Annotated in this window: 12 protein-coding genes; 7 read left to right on the top strand and 5 right to left on the bottom strand. The window is 60.8% G+C overall.

All coding sequences use genetic code 11. The annotated features are described in order from the left end of the window. Positions 1-29 precede the first annotated feature (29 nt). The 7 genes from pilQ to hemE all read left to right on the top strand — a co-directional run bounded on the left by pilQ (position 30) and on the right by hemE (position 13,087). Positions 30-2,129: a type IV pilus secretin PilQ gene (pilQ, locus tag AC0IXS_RS16590; protein ID WP_057410477.1), complete on the top strand. Its 2,100-nt coding sequence runs from the start codon at positions 30-32 to the stop codon at positions 2,127-2,129. Positions 2,130-2,133: 4 nt separating this feature from the next. Then, positions 2,134-2,652, top strand: a complete 519-nt coding sequence (gene aroK / locus AC0IXS_RS16595; RefSeq protein WP_004882714.1) for a shikimate kinase AroK — start codon at positions 2,134-2,136, stop codon at positions 2,650-2,652. 125 nt (positions 2,653-2,777) lie between these two features. After that, positions 2,778-3,881, top strand: a complete 1,104-nt coding sequence (gene aroB, locus AC0IXS_RS16600) for a 3-dehydroquinate synthase (RefSeq protein WP_471825197.1) — start codon at positions 2,778-2,780, stop codon at positions 3,879-3,881. Between the two features lie 9 nt (positions 3,882-3,890). Further along, positions 3,891-5,519: an AAA family ATPase gene (locus AC0IXS_RS16605; protein ID WP_471825199.1), complete on the top strand. Its 1,629-nt coding sequence runs from the start codon at positions 3,891-3,893 to the stop codon at positions 5,517-5,519. Between the two features lie 359 nt (positions 5,520-5,878). Beyond that, positions 5,879-10,324, top strand: coding sequence for a glutamate synthase large subunit (gene gltB, locus AC0IXS_RS16610; RefSeq protein WP_122668664.1), 4,446 nt, complete (start codon positions 5,879-5,881; stop codon positions 10,322-10,324). 121 nt (positions 10,325-10,445) lie between these two features. Then, positions 10,446-11,864 (top strand): FAD-dependent oxidoreductase, encoded by a 1,419-nt coding sequence (locus AC0IXS_RS16615; protein WP_004882710.1) that lies wholly within the window; start codon positions 10,446-10,448, stop codon positions 11,862-11,864. A gap of 155 nt (positions 11,865-12,019) precedes the next feature. Further along, positions 12,020-13,087 (top strand): uroporphyrinogen decarboxylase, encoded by a 1,068-nt coding sequence (hemE, locus tag AC0IXS_RS16620; protein WP_004882708.1) that lies wholly within the window; start codon positions 12,020-12,022, stop codon positions 13,085-13,087. A 59-nt stretch (positions 13,088-13,146) separates the two neighbouring features. On the opposite strand, the gene AC0IXS_RS16625 is transcribed toward hemE, so the two are convergent. The 5 genes from AC0IXS_RS16625 to AC0IXS_RS16645 all read right to left on the bottom strand — a co-directional run bounded on the left by AC0IXS_RS16625 (position 13,147) and on the right by AC0IXS_RS16645 (position 17,239). Next, entirely contained in the window at positions 13,147-13,725 is a 579-nt protein-coding gene (locus tag AC0IXS_RS16625) for a lipocalin family protein (protein ID WP_122668663.1), read from the bottom strand. Between the two features lie 2 nt (positions 13,726-13,727). Further along, positions 13,728-13,982, bottom strand: coding sequence for an outer membrane protein assembly factor BamE domain-containing protein (bamE, locus tag AC0IXS_RS16630; RefSeq protein ID WP_004882706.1), 255 nt, complete (start codon positions 13,980-13,982; stop codon positions 13,728-13,730). A gap of 134 nt (positions 13,983-14,116) precedes the next feature. Next, positions 14,117-14,719, bottom strand: a complete 603-nt coding sequence (locus AC0IXS_RS16635) for a DUF924 family protein (protein WP_122668662.1) — start codon at positions 14,717-14,719, stop codon at positions 14,117-14,119. Between the two features lie 14 nt (positions 14,720-14,733). Next, entirely contained in the window at positions 14,734-15,744 is a 1,011-nt protein-coding gene (locus AC0IXS_RS16640) for a class 1 fructose-bisphosphatase (RefSeq protein WP_004882704.1), read from the bottom strand. 145 nt (positions 15,745-15,889) lie between these two features. After that, positions 15,890-17,239 (bottom strand): DUF3999 domain-containing protein, encoded by a 1,350-nt coding sequence (locus tag AC0IXS_RS16645; protein WP_471826254.1) that lies wholly within the window; start codon positions 17,237-17,239, stop codon positions 15,890-15,892. Positions 17,240-17,255 lie beyond the last annotated feature (16 nt).

Below are 17,255 nucleotides of genomic sequence, written 5' to 3' on the forward strand. Positions count from 1 at the left end.
TGTACAGCACCGCACAACGGAAATTGATCATGACCCGGATTCTCTCGATTATCGGCGTTTCGTTATGGATAGCGATGATGTCGCCGGTTCTCCAGGCTGCCAATCTCAAGACGCTCGACGTCGCAGCCCTGCCGGGTGATCGAATCGAGCTCAAGCTTTCCTTCGATGCACCGGTGCCCGCGCCACGCGGCTATACCACCGAGCAGCCTGCGCGCATTGCGCTGGACCTGCCGGGCGTGACCAGCCAGCTGGCGACCAAAAGCCGTGATCTGGGCGCAGGCAATGCCCGCAGTGTGGTGGTTGTGCAGGCGCAGGACCGCACGCGAGTCATCATCAACCTGACGACGCTTTCGCCGTACAGCTCACGCGTCGATGGCAACAACCTGTTCGTAGTCATCGGTCAGGGGGCAGCAGCCGCACAGGCTTCGCAACCGACCACTGCCAAGGGCGCTGCACGGGTCGCCGTGCCGCCGCCCACACCGGCATCGGCGCGGCCCTACGTGCCTGCGGGCGTCAGAGCCATTCGCAATGTCGACTTCCAGCGCGGTGAGCTGGGTGAAGGCAACGTGGTCATCGACCTGAGCAATGCCAGCATCGCTGCAGATATTCAGGAGCAGGGCGGCAAGATCCGTGTCGATTTCGCCAAGACGCAATTGCCCGATCCGCTGCGCGTGCGTCTGGACGTGAAAGACTTTGCCACACCCGTGCAATTCGTCAGCGCCACAGCGTCCGGCGACAAGGCCAGCATTTCCATCGAACCATCGGGTGCGTTCGATTATTCGGCGTTCCAGACCGAAAACAAGCTGACCATCAGCGTGCGCCCATTGACCAATGAGGACGTGGATCGTCGCGCCGCCGACAAGCCGGTCTACACCGGCGAGAAGCTTTCGCTGAATTTCCAGGACATCGATGTGCGTTCGGTACTGCAACTGATCGCCGACTTCACCAACCTCAATCTGGTTGCCAGTGACACGGTTCAGGGCGGCATCACCCTGCGTCTGCAGAACGTGCCGTGGGATCAGGCGCTGGACCTGGTGCTCAAGACCAAAGGGCTGGACAAGCGCAAGGTCGGCAGCGTGTTGCTGGTCGCCCCGGCTGACGAAATCGCCGCGCGTGAGCGTCAGGAGCTGGAGTCGCTCAAGCAGATTGCCGAACTGGCCCCGTTGCGTCGTGAGCTGTTGCAGGTCAATTACGCCAAGGCAGCGGACATCGCCAAGCTGTTCCAGTCGGTCACCAGCGCCGAGTCCAAGGCGGACGAGCGTGGTTCCATTACTGTGGATGAGCGCACCAACAACATCATCGCCTACCAGACTCAGGATCGACTCGACGAGCTGCGCCGTATCGTCTCGCAGCTGGATATTCCGGTACGTCAGGTGATGATCGAGGCGCGAATCGTCGAAGCCAACGTCGACTATGACAAGCAGATCGGCGTGCGCTGGGGCGGGCGAACCGACCGGTCGCGCAAGTGGAGCGTCGGCGGTCTCGACGATAACGGCGATGAAGCAGGCAATACGGGCAACGATCTGACGGCCAACATTCCGTTTGTGGATCTGGGTGCTCCAGATGCCACGGCGGGTGTCGGGATCGGTTTCCTGACCAACAATGCACTGCTGGACCTTGAGCTGAGTGCTATGGAGAAGACCGGCAACGGTGAAATCGTCTCCCAGCCCAAGGTCGTCACCTCCGACAAGGAGACTGCCAAGATCCTCAAGGGCACAGAGATTCCGTATCAGGAATCCAGCTCCAGCGGTGCCACGACAGTGAGCTTCAAGGAGGCGTCCCTGTCGCTTGAGGTCACGCCACAGATCACGCCGGACAACCGCATCATCATGGAGGTCAAGGTTACCAAGGACGAGCCTGATTACCTCAATGCGGTGCTGGGCGTGCCTCCTATCAAGAAGAACGAGGTCAACGCCAAGGTGCTGATTTCCGACGGCGAGACCATCGTGATCGGTGGTGTGTTCTCCAATACGCAAAGTAAAGTTGTAGAGAAAGTGCCATTTCTCGGTGATGTGCCGTATCTTGGCCGCCTTTTCAGGCGCGACGTGGTGGCGGAGGCGAAATCCGAGCTGTTGGTATTTCTGACACCGCGTATCATGAACAACCAGGCGATTGCTGTGAGTCGTTGATTCTGTGCGAAATTTAATACTTGTGGGGCCGATGGGTGCTGGCAAGAGCACCATCGGCCGTTTGCTTGCCAAAGAGTTGCGACTGCCGTTCAAGGATTCCGACAAGGAAATCGAGTTGCGCACCGGTGCCAATATTCCCTGGATTTTCGACAAGGAAGGCGAACCGGGCTTTCGCGACCGTGAGCAGGCCATGATTGCAGAACTGTGCGAAGCCGATGGCGTTGTCCTGGCCACGGGCGGCGGCGCGGTCATGCGCAGCGAAAATCGTCAGGCGCTGCACGCTGGCGGACGAGTGGTGTATCTGCACGCGTCGGTCGAGCAGCAGGTCGGCCGGACGGCACGCGACCGCAATCGTCCCTTGTTGCGTACGGCGGATCCCGCTCGCGTGCTGGGCGAATTGCTGGCCATTCGCGACCCGCTGTACCGGGAGATTGCCGATCTGGTGGTCGAAACCGACGAGCGGCCACCGCGCATGGTGGTTCTGGACATACTGGCTCGTCTTGCCGAGCTTCCTCCCCGTTAAAGCGCAGACAAAAATGCGCTATCCTCGGCGACCAATAAAACAGCGACGGTACAGGGTCCGGCACAATGGCCATCCTGACGCACCCTGGTGTGCAATCGTCGAACCGGCAATCAACGTGGGGACACATGCAGACACTTAAGGTCGAGCTTGGTGAGCGTAGCTATCCGATCCATATCGGCGAAGGCCTTCTGGACCGTCCCGAACTCCTGACCCCGCATATCGTCGGGCGCCAGGTGGCCATCGTTTCCAATACAACGGTCGCGCCGCTGTATCTGGAGCGACTGACCCGCACGCTCGCCGGTTATAACGTGCTGCCAATCGTGCTTCCCGATGGCGAAGCGTTCAAGAACTGGGAAACCCTGCAAACCATTTTCGACGGTCTGCTGACGGCCCGCCATGACCGCCGCACAACGGTCATCGCGCTGGGTGGCGGCGTCATCGGCGACATGGCCGGGTTTGCCGCCGCGTGCTATCAGCGCGGCGTGAACTTCATCCAGATCCCGACCACGCTGCTGTCGCAGGTTGATTCCTCGGTGGGCGGCAAGACCGGCATCAATCATCCGCTGGGCAAGAACATGGTCGGTGCGTTCTACCAGCCGGGTGTCGTGCTGATCGATACCACTTCGCTCAATACCCTGCCTGCGCGTGAGCTGTCCGCCGGGCTTGCGGAAGTCATCAAGTACGGGCTGATCTGCGACGAGCCGTTCCTGACCTGGCTCGAAGAGCATGTCGACGCGTTGCGCGGGCTGGATCAGGCTGCATTGACCACGGCCATCGAACGTTCCTGCGCGGCCAAGGCACTGGTCGTCGGTGCCGATGAGCGCGAGTCGGGTGTGCGGGCGACATTGAACCTGGGTCACACATTTGGTCACGCCATCGAGACGCATATGGGCTATGGTGTCTGGCTGCACGGCGAGGCGGTTGCCGCCGGTACGGTCATGGCGCTGGAAATGTCCTCGCGCCTGGGCTGGATCAGCGCGCAGGACCGCGACCGCGGCATACGTCTTTTCCAGCGTGCCGGTCTGCCGGTGGTGCCCCCGCAGGAGATGACCGAGGAGCATTTCCTCGAGCACATGGCAATCGACAAAAAAGTCATCGACGGACGCCTGCGTCTGGTGCTGCTGCGTCAGATGGGTGAAGCGGTCATCACGGACGATTATCCAAAAGAAGTACTACAGGCCACTCTGGTTGCGGATTACCGCGCCCTGGTGGATCAGCTTAGAGGTTAACGGAAACCCATGACTAGTTTGCACGCCGACGAGGCCTTCCTCGGCCATTACCAGTTGAGTCATGACCCCTTTGCAGCGCGGGTACCTGGCTTCAAATTCTTCCCTGCCCAGCGCAAGCCGGTGCTGGGTCAGCTTCATCATCTGGCGCGTTACAGCCAGCTGTTGCTGGCGGTCACCGGGCCTCAGGGCAGCGGCAAGACCCTGCTGCGCCAGGCACTGGTGGCGAGCACCAATAAGCAATCGGTCCAGAGCGTGGTGGTTTCGGCGCGGGGCGCCAGCGATGCGGCCGGTGTGCTGCAACAGGTCGCGCAGGCCCTGAGCGTTGCCCATGCCGAAATGCAGTCGATCCTGTCGCAGGTGGTTCAGCTCGGTCTGACGGGGCAGGAAGTGTACCTGCTGGTTGACGATGCGGAACAACTGGGCGATTCGGCGCTCGAAGCGTTGCTGGGTCTTGCAGCGGGTACGCCGGAAGGGCGCCCGCACGTATTCCTGTTTGGCGAACCGTCACTGCTCGATCGTCTAGATCAGTTGTGTGCCGAGCTGCAGGGCGACGTTGAGGGCGAGCGCTTTCACGTCATCGAGTTGCAACCTTATACGGAAGAAGAAACCCGGGAGTATCTGGCTCAACGTCTGGAGGGTGCAGGGCAGGGAATCGCATTGTTTACTGCCGACCAGATCACCGATATCCATGAACAGTCCGATGGTTGGCCTGGGGCGATCAACCAGGTGGCCCGCGATTCAATGATCGAGGCGATGATCGCAAGTCGTTCTGCGGTCAAGCGTCCAAGTATGGGGTTCAACATGCCGAAAAAACACGTATTGGCTCTGGGTGCTGTCGTGCTCGTGGCCGTGGCAGCCGCTGTGCTGATCCCGGGCCGTGGCGACAAGACACCTGCCAGTGACCCTGCTTCCGCTCAGGCGCAACTGCCTCTGGGGCAGGGCACGCCATCTGCCCAGCAGTCGAACAACGGTGGCCCGGCCATCGAGTTCGCGGGCAACTCCCAGCCGATGCCGTTACCACTGGGTGGCAACTCGCAACCGGTCATGCGCGGCCCGCTGGCCGAGGCGGCAGGTTCGAGTGATTCCGACGAAGACTCAGTGCCAACCGGCTCGCCCGCTCAGCCTCCGACCGTGGCCACCACTGCGCCGCCAGCCGGTGTTCCTGCCGGTCAGGCTGCGGCTCAGACGCCACGCTCGTCCATTCCTGCGCCGACGCCAGCCGCTCCAATGACTCAGCCTGCACCGGCTGCCAAGCCTGCGCCAGCGCCGACTCAGGTGGCGACTGCCAAACCGGCTCCAGCGCCGGCCGCCAAACCCGCCGAGAAGCCTGCTGCCGCCAAACCGGCTGCCGGTGGCAACTGGTACAGCGGTCAGGCACCCGGCCACTATGTTGTGCAGATCCTCGGCACCAGCTCGGAAGCCACGGCTCAGGCCTACGTGGCAGAGCAGGGTGGCGAGTACCGTTACTTCAAGAAAACCCTGCAGGGCAAGCCGCTGTATGTGGTGACCTACGGTAACTTTTCTGACCGTGCTGCCGCCCTGGCAGCCATCAAGGTATTGCCAGCCAAGGTTCAGGCTGGTAAACCTTGGCCTCGTACTGTCGCAAGCATCCAACAAGAGCTTGGCGCCACTCGCTGAAGTCGCAGCGGCCTTATCCAGGCCGCTCACCCGGCAAACCTGACTTTACCCGCTTGAGCGCGCCGCCTTTTCGGGGCGCGCCTTGTGGCGTCTGCGTTACAAACGCTCCGCAGTCTCAGTCGCTTCAGTCAGATTATTCAAGAAATACTTTGACTACCACAGTGACCCGCTTTAAAACTTTCACAATTGCGACATTGATTATCCACCAATCGTCGTTAAATTTGTGAGCCCCAGTATCGCTGTGTACAATGACCTCCGTTTTGCCCGTCCGAAGCCGGCGTACGTTCGGCGTGACAGGTAATTGGTTGAATTAAAAGGAAATTTGCCTCGCATAGAGGCAGCCTGGTGAGAAAGTGTCTATGAAAGCAGGTCTGTACCAACCAGATGAATTCAAGGATAACTGTGGTTTCGGCCTGATCGCACACATGCAAGGCGAGCCCAGTCATCACCTGTTGCAGACGGCTATCCAAGCCCTGACCTGCATGACCCACCGTGGTGGCATTAATGCCGACGGCAAGACCGGTGACGGTTGCGGTCTGCTGATTCAGAAGCCCGACGGCTTCCTGCGCGCGATGTCCAGGGAACACTTCGGTGTCGATCTGCCCCGCCAATATGCTGTGGGCATGGTGTTCCTCAATCAGGACGACGCCAAGGCCGAAGCCGCACGCGAAAACATGAACCGCGAAATCCTGGCCGAGGGCCTGGAACTGGTGGGCTGGCGTCAGGTGCCGATCGATACCAGCGTGCTGGGTCGCCTGGCGCTGGAGCGTCTGCCGAAGATCGAACAGGTCTACATCGGCGGTGAAGGCCTGAGTGATCAGGAGTTCGCGATCAAGCTGTTCAGCGCGCGTCGCCGTTCATCGGTGGCCAACGCCGCTGATACCGAGCACTACATCTGCAGCTTTTCGCACAAGACCATCATTTATAAAGGTCTGATGATGCCGGCCGACCTCACGGCCTTCTTCCCGGACCTGAGCGATGAACGCCTGCAAACCGCGATCTGCGTGTTCCACCAGCGGTTCTCGACCAACACTCTGCCGAAATGGCCGCTGGCTCAGCCGTTCCGCTTTCTCGCCCACAACGGCGAGATCAACACCATTACCGGTAACCGCAACTGGGCGCAGGCGCGCCGTACCAAGTTCACCAACGACCTGATGGAACTGGATGAGCTGGGGCCGCTGGTCAACCGCGTCGGTTCCGACTCGTCGAGCATGGACAACATGCTTGAGCTGATGGTCACTGGCGGCATCGACCTGTTCCGTGGCGTGCGCATGATCATTCCGCCTGCGTGGCAGAACGTCGAGACCATGGACCCGGATCTGCGGGCCTTCTATGAATACAACTCCATGCACATGGAGCCGTGGGACGGTCCGGCCGGTGTCGTGATGACCGAAGGTCGCCACGCGGTCTGCCTGCTGGACCGTAACGGTCTGCGCCCGGCGCGCTGGGTCACCACCAAGAACGGTTACATCACCCTGGCTTCGGAAATCGGCGTGTGGGACTACAAGCCTGAAGACGTCATCGCCAAGGGCCGTGTCGGTCCGGGCCAGATCTTCGCGGTCGATACCGAGACCGGTCAGATCCTCGACACCGACGCCATCGATAACCGCCTCAAGTCGCGTCATCCATATAAGCAGTGGCTGCGCAAGAACGCCTTGCGCATTCAGGCAACCATGGAAGACAACGACCACGGTTCGGCTTTCTATAACAGCGACCAGCTCAAGCAATACATGAAGATGTATCAGGTCACGTTCGAAGAGCGTGATCAGGTGCTGCGTCCGCTGGGCGAGCAGGGTCAGGAAGCCGTGGGATCGATGGGTGATGACACGCCGATGGCCGTGCTGTCGCGTCGTGTGCGCTCGCCTTACGATTACTTCCGCCAGCAGTTCGCGCAGGTCACCAACCCGCCGATCGACCCGCTGCGTGAAGCCATCGTCATGTCGCTGGAAATCTGCCTCGGTGCCGAGCGCAACATTTTCCAGGAGTCGCCCGAGCACGCTTCGCGCGTGATCCTCAGCTCGCCGGTCATTTCCCCGGCCAAGTGGCGCTCGCTGATGAACCTGGATCGCCCGGGCTTCGAACGCTACATCATCGACCTGAACTACGACGAGCAGATGGGCCTTGAAGCCGCAGTCCGCAACGTCGCCGATCAGGCCGAAGAAGCGGTGCGTTCCGGTCATACCCTGATCGTGCTGAGCGACCGTCATATCGCACCCGGCAAACTGCCGGTCCACGCATCGCTGGCGGTTGGCGCGGTTCACCACCGTCTGACCGAACAGGGTCTGCGTTGCGACAGCAACATTCTGGTCGAAACCGCGACCGCCCGTGACCCGCATCACTTCGCGGTGCTGATCGGTTTCGGTGCGTCGGCGGTCTACCCGTTCCTGGCCTACGAAGTGCTGGGCGACCTGATCCGTACCGGCGAAGTGCTGGGCGATCTGTACGAAGTCTTCAAGAACTACCGTAAAGGCATTACCAAGGGACTGCTCAAAATCCTGTCCAAGATGGGCATCTCGACCGTTGCGTCCTACCGTGGTGCGCAGCTGTTCGAAGCCATTGGCTTGTCCGAGGAGGTCTGCAACACCAGCTTCCGCGGTGTGCCGAGCCGTCTGAAGGGCGCGCGTTTCGTCGACATCGAAGCCGAGCAGAAGGCCTTGGCGGCCGAAGCCTGGAGCCCGCGCAAGCCGATCCAGCAAGGCGGTCTGCTCAAATTCGTGTTCGGTGGCGAATACCACGCCTACAACCCGGACGTGGTCAGCACCCTGCAGGCTGCAGTGCAGCAGGGCGACTACAGCAAATTCAAGGAATACACCTCGCTGGTGGACAAGCGCCCGGTGTCGATGATTCGCGACCTGCTGCAGGTCAAGACCCTCGACCAGCCGCTGAACATCGACGAAATCGAGCCGCTGTCCGAGATTCTCAAGCGCTTCGACTCTGCCGGTATCTCGCTGGGCGCACTGTCGCCCGAGGCGCACGAAGCGCTGGCCGAGGCGATGAACCGTCTGGGTGCCCGCTCCAACTCCGGTGAAGGCGGTGAAGACCCGGCGCGCTACGGCACTATCCGCAGCTCCAAGATCAAGCAGATCGCTACAGGTCGTTTCGGTGTGACGCCGGAATACCTGGTCAACGCCGACGTGCTGCAGATCAAGGTCGCTCAGGGTGCCAAGCCTGGCGAAGGCGGGCAGTTGCCAGGCGGCAAGGTCAACGGTCTGATCGCCAAACTGCGTTATGCAGTGCCGGGCGTGACCCTGATTTCGCCACCACCGCACCACGACATCTATTCCATCGAAGACTTGTCGCAGCTGATTTTCGACCTCAAGCAGGTCAACCCGGCGGCATTGGTTTCGGTCAAGCTGGTAGCTGAGGCGGGCGTCGGTACGATCGCGGCCGGTGTCGCCAAGGCCTACGCCGACCTGATCACCATTTCCGGTTATGACGGCGGTACCGGTGCTTCGCCACTGACCTCGATCAAGTACGCCGGTGCGCCGTGGGAGCTGGGCCTGGCTGAAACTCACCAGACCCTGCGCGGCAACGACCTGCGCGGCAAGGTCCGTGTGCAGACCGACGGCGGCCTGAAAACCGGCCTTGACGTGATCAAGGCGGCGATTCTGGGTGCCGAGAGCTTCGGCTTCGGCACTGCGCCGATGATCGCGCTGGGCTGCAAATACCTGCGTATCTGCCACCTGAACAACTGCGCCACCGGCGTCGCGACCCAGAACGAGAAGCTGCGCAAGGATCACTACATCGGCACCGTCGATATGGTGATCAACTTCTTCACCTACGTGGCTGAAGAGACGCGTGAGTGGCTGGCCAAACTGGGTGTGCGTTCGCTGGAAGAGCTGATCGGCCGTACCGACTTGCTGGAAATACTGCCGGGCGAAACCGAAAAGCAGCAGCATCTGGACCTGACGCCGTTGCTGGGCAGCGACCATATTCCGGCTGACAAGCCTCAGTTCAGTCTCGTGGATCGCAACCCGCCTTTCGACAAGGGCCTGCTGGCCGAGAAGATGGTAGAGCTGGCCAAGCCGGCCATCGAAGCCCTCAGCGGCGGCGAATACGAGATGGACATCTGCAACTGCGACCGTTCCATCGGCGCGCGGATTTCCGGCGAAATCGCTCGTCTGCACGGCAACCAGGGCATGAACAAGGCGCCGGTCACGTTCCGCTTCAAGGGCACGGCCGGTCAGAGCTTCGGCGTGTGGAACGCCGGTGGCCTGAACATGTATCTGGAAGGCGATGCCAACGACTACGTCGGCAAAGGCATGACCGCTGGCAAGCTGGTTATCGTGCCGCCCAAGGGCAGCCCGTTCAAGACCAACGAGAGTGCGATCATCGGCAACACCTGCCTGTACGGCGCAACCGGCGGCAAGCTGTTTGCGGCGGGCACGGCGGGTGAGCGTTTCGCGGTACGTAACTCCGGTGCCCACACGGTTGTGGAAGGCACGGGCGATCACTGCTGTGAATACATGACGGGCGGTTTCGTCTGCGTCCTCGGCAAGACCGGCTACAACTTCGGCTCCGGCATGACGGGCGGTTTCGCCTACGTGCTGGATCAGGACAACACGTTCGTCGACCGCGTCAATCATGAACTGGTTGAAATCCAGCGCATCAGCGGCGAGGCGATGGAAGCTTATCGCACTCACCTGCAGAGCGTGCTGAACGAGTATGTCGCGGAAACCGACAGTGAATGGGGTCGCAACCTTGCGGAAAACCTGGACGACTACCTGCGTCGTTTCTGGCTGGTCAAGCCCAAGGCTGCCAACCTGAAGTCGCTGCTCTCCAGCACCCGGGCGAACCCGCAATAAGCGCAACTGCACGCGGCGTGTATCACGCCGCACGACCACAGCAGTGCGCGAATGCCTGCGAACATGATTTCCTGCGGCTTCAGGGCTACCGCCTGAAGCTGTCGTGTAGAGGTTCTAGAGAATGGCCGAGCGTCTAAGTAACGACTTTCAGTTCATCGATGTCGGGCGTAAAGACCCGAAGAAGAAGCTGCTGCGTCAGCGCAAGAAAGAGTTCGTGGAGATCTACGAACCCTTCAAGCCCCAGCAGTCCGCCGATCAGGCGCACCGCTGCCTGGGCTGCGGTAACCCGTATTGCGAATGGAAGTGCCCGGTGCACAACTTCATTCCCAACTGGCTCAAGCTGGTCGCCGAGGGCAATATCCTGGCGGCGGCCGAGCTGTCGCACCAGACCAACACCCTGCCGGAAGTCTGCGGCCGCGTATGCCCGCAGGACCGTCTGTGCGAGGGTGCCTGCACCCTGAACGACGGCTTCGGCGCCGTGACCATCGGTTCGGTCGAGAAGTACATCACCGACACCGCCTTCGCCATGGGCTGGCGTCCCGACATGTCCAAGGTCGTGCCGACCGGCAAGCGCGTGGCAATCATCGGTGCCGGACCTGCGGGCCTGGGTTGCGCCGATGTGCTGGTGCGTGGCGGTGTGACGCCGGTGGTGTTCGACAAGAACCCTGAAATCGGCGGTCTGCTGACCTTCGGCATTCCCGAGTTCAAGCTCGAGAAGAGCGTGCTGAGCCATCGTCGCGAGGTGTTCACCGGCATGGGTATCGAGTTCCGTCTCAATACCGAAGTCGGCAAGGACGTCACCATCGACCAGTTGCTCGAAGAGTACGATGCCGTGTTCATGGGCATGGGCACTTACACCTACATGAAAGGCGGCTTTGCCGGTGAAGACCTGCCGGGCGTACACGATGCACTCGACTTCCTGATCGCCAACGTCAATCGCAATCTGGGCTTCGAAAAGTCACCTGAAGATTTCGTCGACATGAAAGGCAAGCGGGTCGTGGTACTGGGCGGTGGCGATACCGCGATGGACTGCAACCGCACGTCGATCCGTCAGGGTGCCAAGTCCGTGACCTGCGCCTATCGTCGCGACGAAGAAAACATGCCGGGTTCGCGCAAGGAAGTGAAGAACGCCAAGGAAGAGGGCGTGAAGTTTCTCTACAACCGTCAGCCGATCGCCATCGTCGGCGAGGACAAGGTCGAGGGCGTGAAAGTGGTCGAGACCCGTCTCGGCGAGCCGGATGCCCGTGGCCGTCGCAGCCCCGAGCCGATTCCGGGCTCCGAGGAAATCATCCCGGCCGACGCCGTGGTCATCGCCTTCGGTTTCCGCCCGAGCCCGGCTGCATGGTTCGAACCCTTCACGATCAACACCGACAGCCAGGGCCGCGTGATTGCGCCCGAGCAGTCGCAGTACAAGCACCAGACCAGCAACCCGAAAATCTTCGCCGGTGGCGACATGGTTCGCGGCTCCGACCTGGTGGTCACTGCGATCTTCGAAGGCCGTAATGCGGCTGAAGGGATTCTGGATTACCTGGGCGTTTGAGGTCGTCAGGCCGGGCCTGGAACAGTCCAGGCTCGTGCGTCTCACAGGTTTCATGTCTGTAACAAATCAGCTCGATAGATAAAAGACACGGCTCTTGCCGTGCCTTTTACGTCGCGCTCTGAGAAAATGCCCGCACTTTTATAGCGGATGCCGACATGACTGCCCTGAAGAACGACCGTTTCCTGCGCGCCCTGCTCAAGCAACCCGTGGACGTGACCCCAGTCTGGATGATGCGTCAGGCGGGCCGCTATCTGCCCGAGTACCGTGCCAGCCGCGCCAGCGCCGGCGACTTCATGAGCCTGTGCAAGAACCCGCAGTTCGCCTGTGAAGTCACGTTGCAGCCGCTTGACCGCTACCCGCTCGATGCGGCGATCCTGTTCTCCGACATCCTGACCATTCCCGATGCGATGGGGCTTGGCCTGTATTTCGAAACCGGTGAAGGCCCGCGCTTCAAGAAGACCGTCAGCACGCTGGCCGATATCGAAGCCCTGCCGATCCCTGATGCGCAGAAGGATCTGGGTTACGTGATGGACGCGGTCAGCACCATCCGCCGCGAACTCAATGGTCGCGTTCCGCTGATCGGCTTTGCCGGCAGCCCGTGGACCCTGGCGACCTACATGGTCGAAGGCGGCTCCTCGAAAGACTTCCGCAAGTCCAAGGCCATGCTCTACGACAACCCGCAAGCCATGCACCTGTTGCTGGACAAGCTGGCGCAGTCGGTCACCACCTACCTCAACGGCCAGATTCTGGCGGGCGCGCAGGCGGTGCAGATTTTCGACAGTTGGGGCGGCAGCCTGTCTTCGGCGGCGTATCAGGAGTTTTCTCTGGCGTACATGCGCAAGATCGTCAACGGCCTGATCCGCGAGCACGACGGGCGCAAGGTGCCGGTGATTCTGTTCACCAAGGGTGGCGGCTTGTGGCTGGAAAGCATTGCCGATGCCGGTGCCGATGCACTGGGGCTGGACTGGACCTGCGACATTGGTGAAGCGCGTCGGCGTGTCGGCAGCAAGGTTTCATTGCAGGGCAACATGGACCCGACCGTACTTTATGCGCGTCCTGAGGCTATCCGCCAGGAAGTCGCACGCATCCTTGCCAGCTATGGCAGCGGCACCGGGCATGTGTTCAATCTGGGTCATGGCATTACGCCGGAAGTCGACCCGGCGAATGCGGGCGCTTTCATTGAGGCCGTGCACGAGTTGTCGGCGCAGTATCACCAGAACTGAGTCGGCACTGTCTGATCGTGCCAGTCGGCGGGCACGATCAGATTTCCTCGCTTGAATCGTTACTTCGCTTCTTTGCCAATCTTCGAATCATCCTCGCGCCAGATCAGGCGTGAGGTGTCGTAACCCTGTTGGCGGGCCTTGCTCAGCATGTCCTGTTTGACCGACTCGGAGACAGTTGGCGTGCGGGACAGCAGCCACAGGTATTTGCGGTCCGGATTGCCAACCACAGCGGTCTTGTAGCCGTTGCCGATATCCAGCACCCAGTAATCGCCCTTGGCGACGCCCGGCAGCAGACGCGAGAACCAGTTGTCGAACTCGACCCACAGCTTGTCGGTCTTGCCCGGCACCTGCGGCGTCGCTGTGCCGGTCGCTTCCTGCCACTCGCCCTCAAGGGTGCGGCAGCGGTTTGTCACCGCAATGTTGCCGTCATCCTTGAGTGCGTAATGGGCCTCGGACTGGGCGCACTTGCGCTGGAAGAACATCGGCAGACGCGCCAGCTCGTACCACGTGCCCTGATACTGCTTGAGATCGACGCTGTCGACTGTCCTCGGCTCAAGGTTGTCAGCCGAGTGTGCAAAGCCGATGGCCAGAAAACTGGCCATCACGAAGATACCAAACCGAACGAGTACCTTGATCATGTTTATTTGAGGCCCTGGCCCGAGAACAGCACGACCTTGTCGGCTGCATACTGGACGCTGATGAAAGTGTTCTGATCACCCCATGTGCAACTCGACATGCCCAGCGCACCGGAGCACTCGGTCGGGCTGCCCAGCAGCGACTCGACCTGAGCCTTGGGCATGCCAGCGGAGAGCTTGGCGTAGTTCTCTTGGGTGATTTTGCTGCACGCAGCCAGAAACACGCAAAACGACAGTAACGCGACATAGCGCAAGGACATGGATGTAGCTCCTGAACGGAAGGGGGTCGCGTCGCAACGAGGGCTGATGCAGCCTGACGCTGGCGCAATACCGAAAGGTTAGAAGAGAAAAAGCCGATCTGGTTCCCGGCAGGGACAAGGATTTATCTGGCTGATCAGAAGCTTGAGCCGGGTTTCTTGAGAAATTCTATCTCTTCTTCGGTCGACGGCCTGCCCAGAACAGCATTGCGGTGCGGAAAGCGCCCGAAGCGGGCAATGATCTTTTGATGGCGTTCTGCGTAATCCAGGCTGCTTTTGAAGTAGTCGCGATCAGTGGCGGGCAGCAGGGGAAGCAGACGGGTAAAGCAGGTGATGGCATGGTTCTGGTCAGCGAGGTCCTCGCTGTGTTCCAGCACCAGATAGATGAATGTGCGCTGCAACGGATCAAGGTGCTGATCGCGCTCCAGTTTCAATCCGTGTTTGACCAATGACTGCGCGCGCAGGTCGCCGGCAAAGGCTTTGGGTGTATCGCGGTGAATCATGCGGGGCAATTGGTCGAGCAACAGGATCAGCGCCAGCCAGCCCTTGGGGTTTTCCGCCCATTCGGCCAGTTCGCCCGCCAGGGCCTTTTCGACCTGATCACCAAAGCGCTCTCGCGCTTCGGTGTCGTTGGCTTTTTTCTTGCCGAACCAGAGCGTGTTCCTGGCTTTCACCACTTCACTGGGCGATTCGGCAGAACCGAACCACCAGTCGAGCAGTGGCAGCCAGGGCGCACGCATCGGTCTTGTCCCTCTTACTCTTTGTGGTAAGCGGTGGCGCGCTCGACTTCCTGCTTCGAACCCAGGAACACCGCGACACGCTGGTGCAGGCCTTCAGGCTGAATGTCGAGGATGCGCTGGTGGCCGTCGGTGGACGCGCCGCCGGCCTGCTCAACCAGGAACGACATCGGGTTGGCTTCATACATCAGGCGCAGCTTGCCCGGCTTGGAAGGCTCACGGCTGTCACGCGGATACATGAACAGACCGCCACGGGTCAGGATGCGGTGTACGTCGGCGACCATGGCCGCAACCCAGCGCATGTTGTAGTTCTTCTTCAGCGGGCCTTCTTCGCCCTGCAGCAACTCGTCCACATAGCGCTGTACCGGGGCTTCCCAGTGGCGCTGGTTGGACATGTTGATGGCGAATTCCTGAGTGGTTTCAGGGATGGTGATGTCTTCGTGAGTCAGTACGAAGCTGCCCATTTCGCGGTCCAGCGTGAAGCCTTTCACGCCGTCGCCCAGGGTCAGGATCAGCATGGTCTGTGGACCGTAGATCGCGTAACCGGCAGCAACCTGCTCGGTGCCTGGCTGCAGGAAAGCCTTTTCGTTCAGGGCTTCGTTCTGGCTCAGGTACTGGTTCGGGCAGCGCAATACCGAGAAGATGGTGCCGACCGGTGCGTTGATGTCGATGTTGGACGAGCCGTCCAGCGGGTCGAATACCAGCAGGTAGGCACCCTTGGGGTATTTGCCTGGAATCTGGTAGGCGTTGTCCATTTCTTCGGACGCCATGCCAGCCAGGTGACCGCCCCATTCGTTGGCTTCCAGCAGGATTTCGTTGGAGATCACGTCGAGCTTTTTCTGTACTTCGCCCTGCACGTTCTCGGTGCCCATGCTGCCGAGTACACCGCCCAGTGCGCCCTTGGAGACGGCGTGGCTGATTTCCTTGCATGCTCGCGCCACTACTTCGATCAGGAAGCGCAGATCGGCAGGAGTGTTGTTGCTGCGGGTCTGCTCAATCAAGTAGCGACTTAGTGTAACGCGGGACATGGATAGCTCCGAAATAGGGGGGTATGAAAACCCGCGCAGTTTAACGCGAGTGGCGACGTAATACTGCTATCAGACTGGCTTATGACTGTTTCAGTTCATACGCCGGATCAGCGTAGCTGGAATCCGGCGCTCTCGGACGGCCTGTTCAGCGTTTCGAGGTACGCAGGGTGCTCATCGCCATCCAGCCCAGAAACAGCACGCCCAGCACCAGGACTGCCCACAGTCCGATGCGCTTGAAATCGACGCTTTCCTGCACGACCGGCAGCGGCGCGGCCATGTTGGCGACCGTGGCGGACGTTGGTTTCGCCGTGCCGAGGGTGGCCAGTTTCTGCGGGGTGAAATCGGGAATGAGAGTCGCCAGCGACAGGTTGGCGGCCTTCACGGAGGTGTTGCCCACGGCGAGGGTGAACGGCCCGTTGCCGCGCGCCAGAAATACCACTTCGCTGGCCCGGACGGCGACACTCAATGCTGGTGCTTCGGCACCCAGTCCGCCGCCGCGGTCATCGACCACCAGTTTGAGTTGCTGCACGATACGCCCGGACAATTGCAACTGATCCTGAACCACATCGCTGCCATTCTGCGTCAGGCGATACAGCAGTCCGCTGCTGATCGGTTGCCACGGCTGTCTGGCGTCGCTGCGTGCGTAGAGTGTGCCCGGCGCAAGGCTGTTGGGCTGGGCGATGTCGACTTTCACACGTTCGACAGGCAGGCCCGCAGGCAGCTCCCAGACATATTCGTTGGCCTTTTCGACCTTACCGGTGACCGGTGGTGACCAGGTCAATGGCGGGGTGGGCGTTTCGCTGTCGGCCGCGAACAGATGGGCCGAGATCAACGTGGGTGCGCTGTGCGGCGAGCGCCACAACAGGCGCAGATAGCGTGCGCTCTGGCCGGGTAGACCGACCTCGCGCTGATCGACCACTTCATCGGCGAACGAAAGTCGTGCAACCTGTCCTTCACCCCAGTCGCGCCAGTGCTGGAGGTCATCGCTGGCCTCGATGCTGAAACTCTGGAAACCCTCGCGCTCGGCGCTCCAGTCGATGATCAACTGTTCAAGCGGGGCCTTGATCGCACTGGTGTCCAGCAGCCAGCCGCGCAGCACTTCTTCGCCGGCCTCGATGTCGCTTTGCGGCTGGACTTCGATCACAGTGCCATTGCCGGTGCGCTCGATGCGAATGACCGGCGTGGCATCGCCCGCTTCCTGGGTGCTGTAGAGCGCGAACCGCTTGACCGGGATCGGCGTGGGCTCCTGTTCCTGCGAAGCCTGCTTCTGATTCAGGGCATACGCCTGCGGTTGGCCTTCGTTATTGAACACGCGCAGATCGCTCAAATTGGCCTGCCGCGCATTCAGTTGCACCGAAAGTGGCAGTTCGATGCGATACCACGGGCCATCACCGCTGAGCGTCAGCGGCGTCTGGCTGGCGAAATCGGCCGGTTTGTCTTGAGCATGGGCGGCCATCGTCGTGCACAGGGTCAGGCCGAGCACGGCGATTTTCAGGGGTGAACGACTCAAG

Source organism: Pseudomonas sp. AC016 (assembly GCF_979253365.1).

Coding starts and splice junctions, on each gene's coding strand:
- pilQ (WP_057410477.1), top strand. CDS start 30: ATGACCCGGATTCTCTCGATTATCGGCGTTTCGTTATGGATAGCGATG.
- aroB (WP_471825197.1), top strand. CDS start 2,778: ATGCAGACACTTAAGGTCGAGCTTGGTGAGCGTAGCTATCCGATCCAT.
- AC0IXS_RS16605 (WP_471825199.1), top strand. CDS start 3,891: ATGACTAGTTTGCACGCCGACGAGGCCTTCCTCGGCCATTACCAGTTG.
- gltB (WP_122668664.1), top strand. CDS start 5,879: ATGAAAGCAGGTCTGTACCAACCAGATGAATTCAAGGATAACTGTGGT.
- AC0IXS_RS16615 (WP_004882710.1), top strand. CDS start 10,446: ATGGCCGAGCGTCTAAGTAACGACTTTCAGTTCATCGATGTCGGGCGT.
- hemE (WP_004882708.1), top strand. CDS start 12,020: ATGACTGCCCTGAAGAACGACCGTTTCCTGCGCGCCCTGCTCAAGCAA.
- AC0IXS_RS16625 (WP_122668663.1), bottom strand. CDS start 13,725: ATGATCAAGGTACTCGTTCGGTTTGGTATCTTCGTGATGGCCAGTTTT.
- bamE (WP_004882706.1), bottom strand. CDS start 13,982: ATGTCCTTGCGCTATGTCGCGTTACTGTCGTTTTGCGTGTTTCTGGCT.
- AC0IXS_RS16635 (WP_122668662.1), bottom strand. CDS start 14,719: ATGCGTGCGCCCTGGCTGCCACTGCTCGACTGGTGGTTCGGTTCTGCC.
- AC0IXS_RS16640 (WP_004882704.1), bottom strand. CDS start 15,744: ATGTCCCGCGTTACACTAAGTCGCTACTTGATTGAGCAGACCCGCAGC.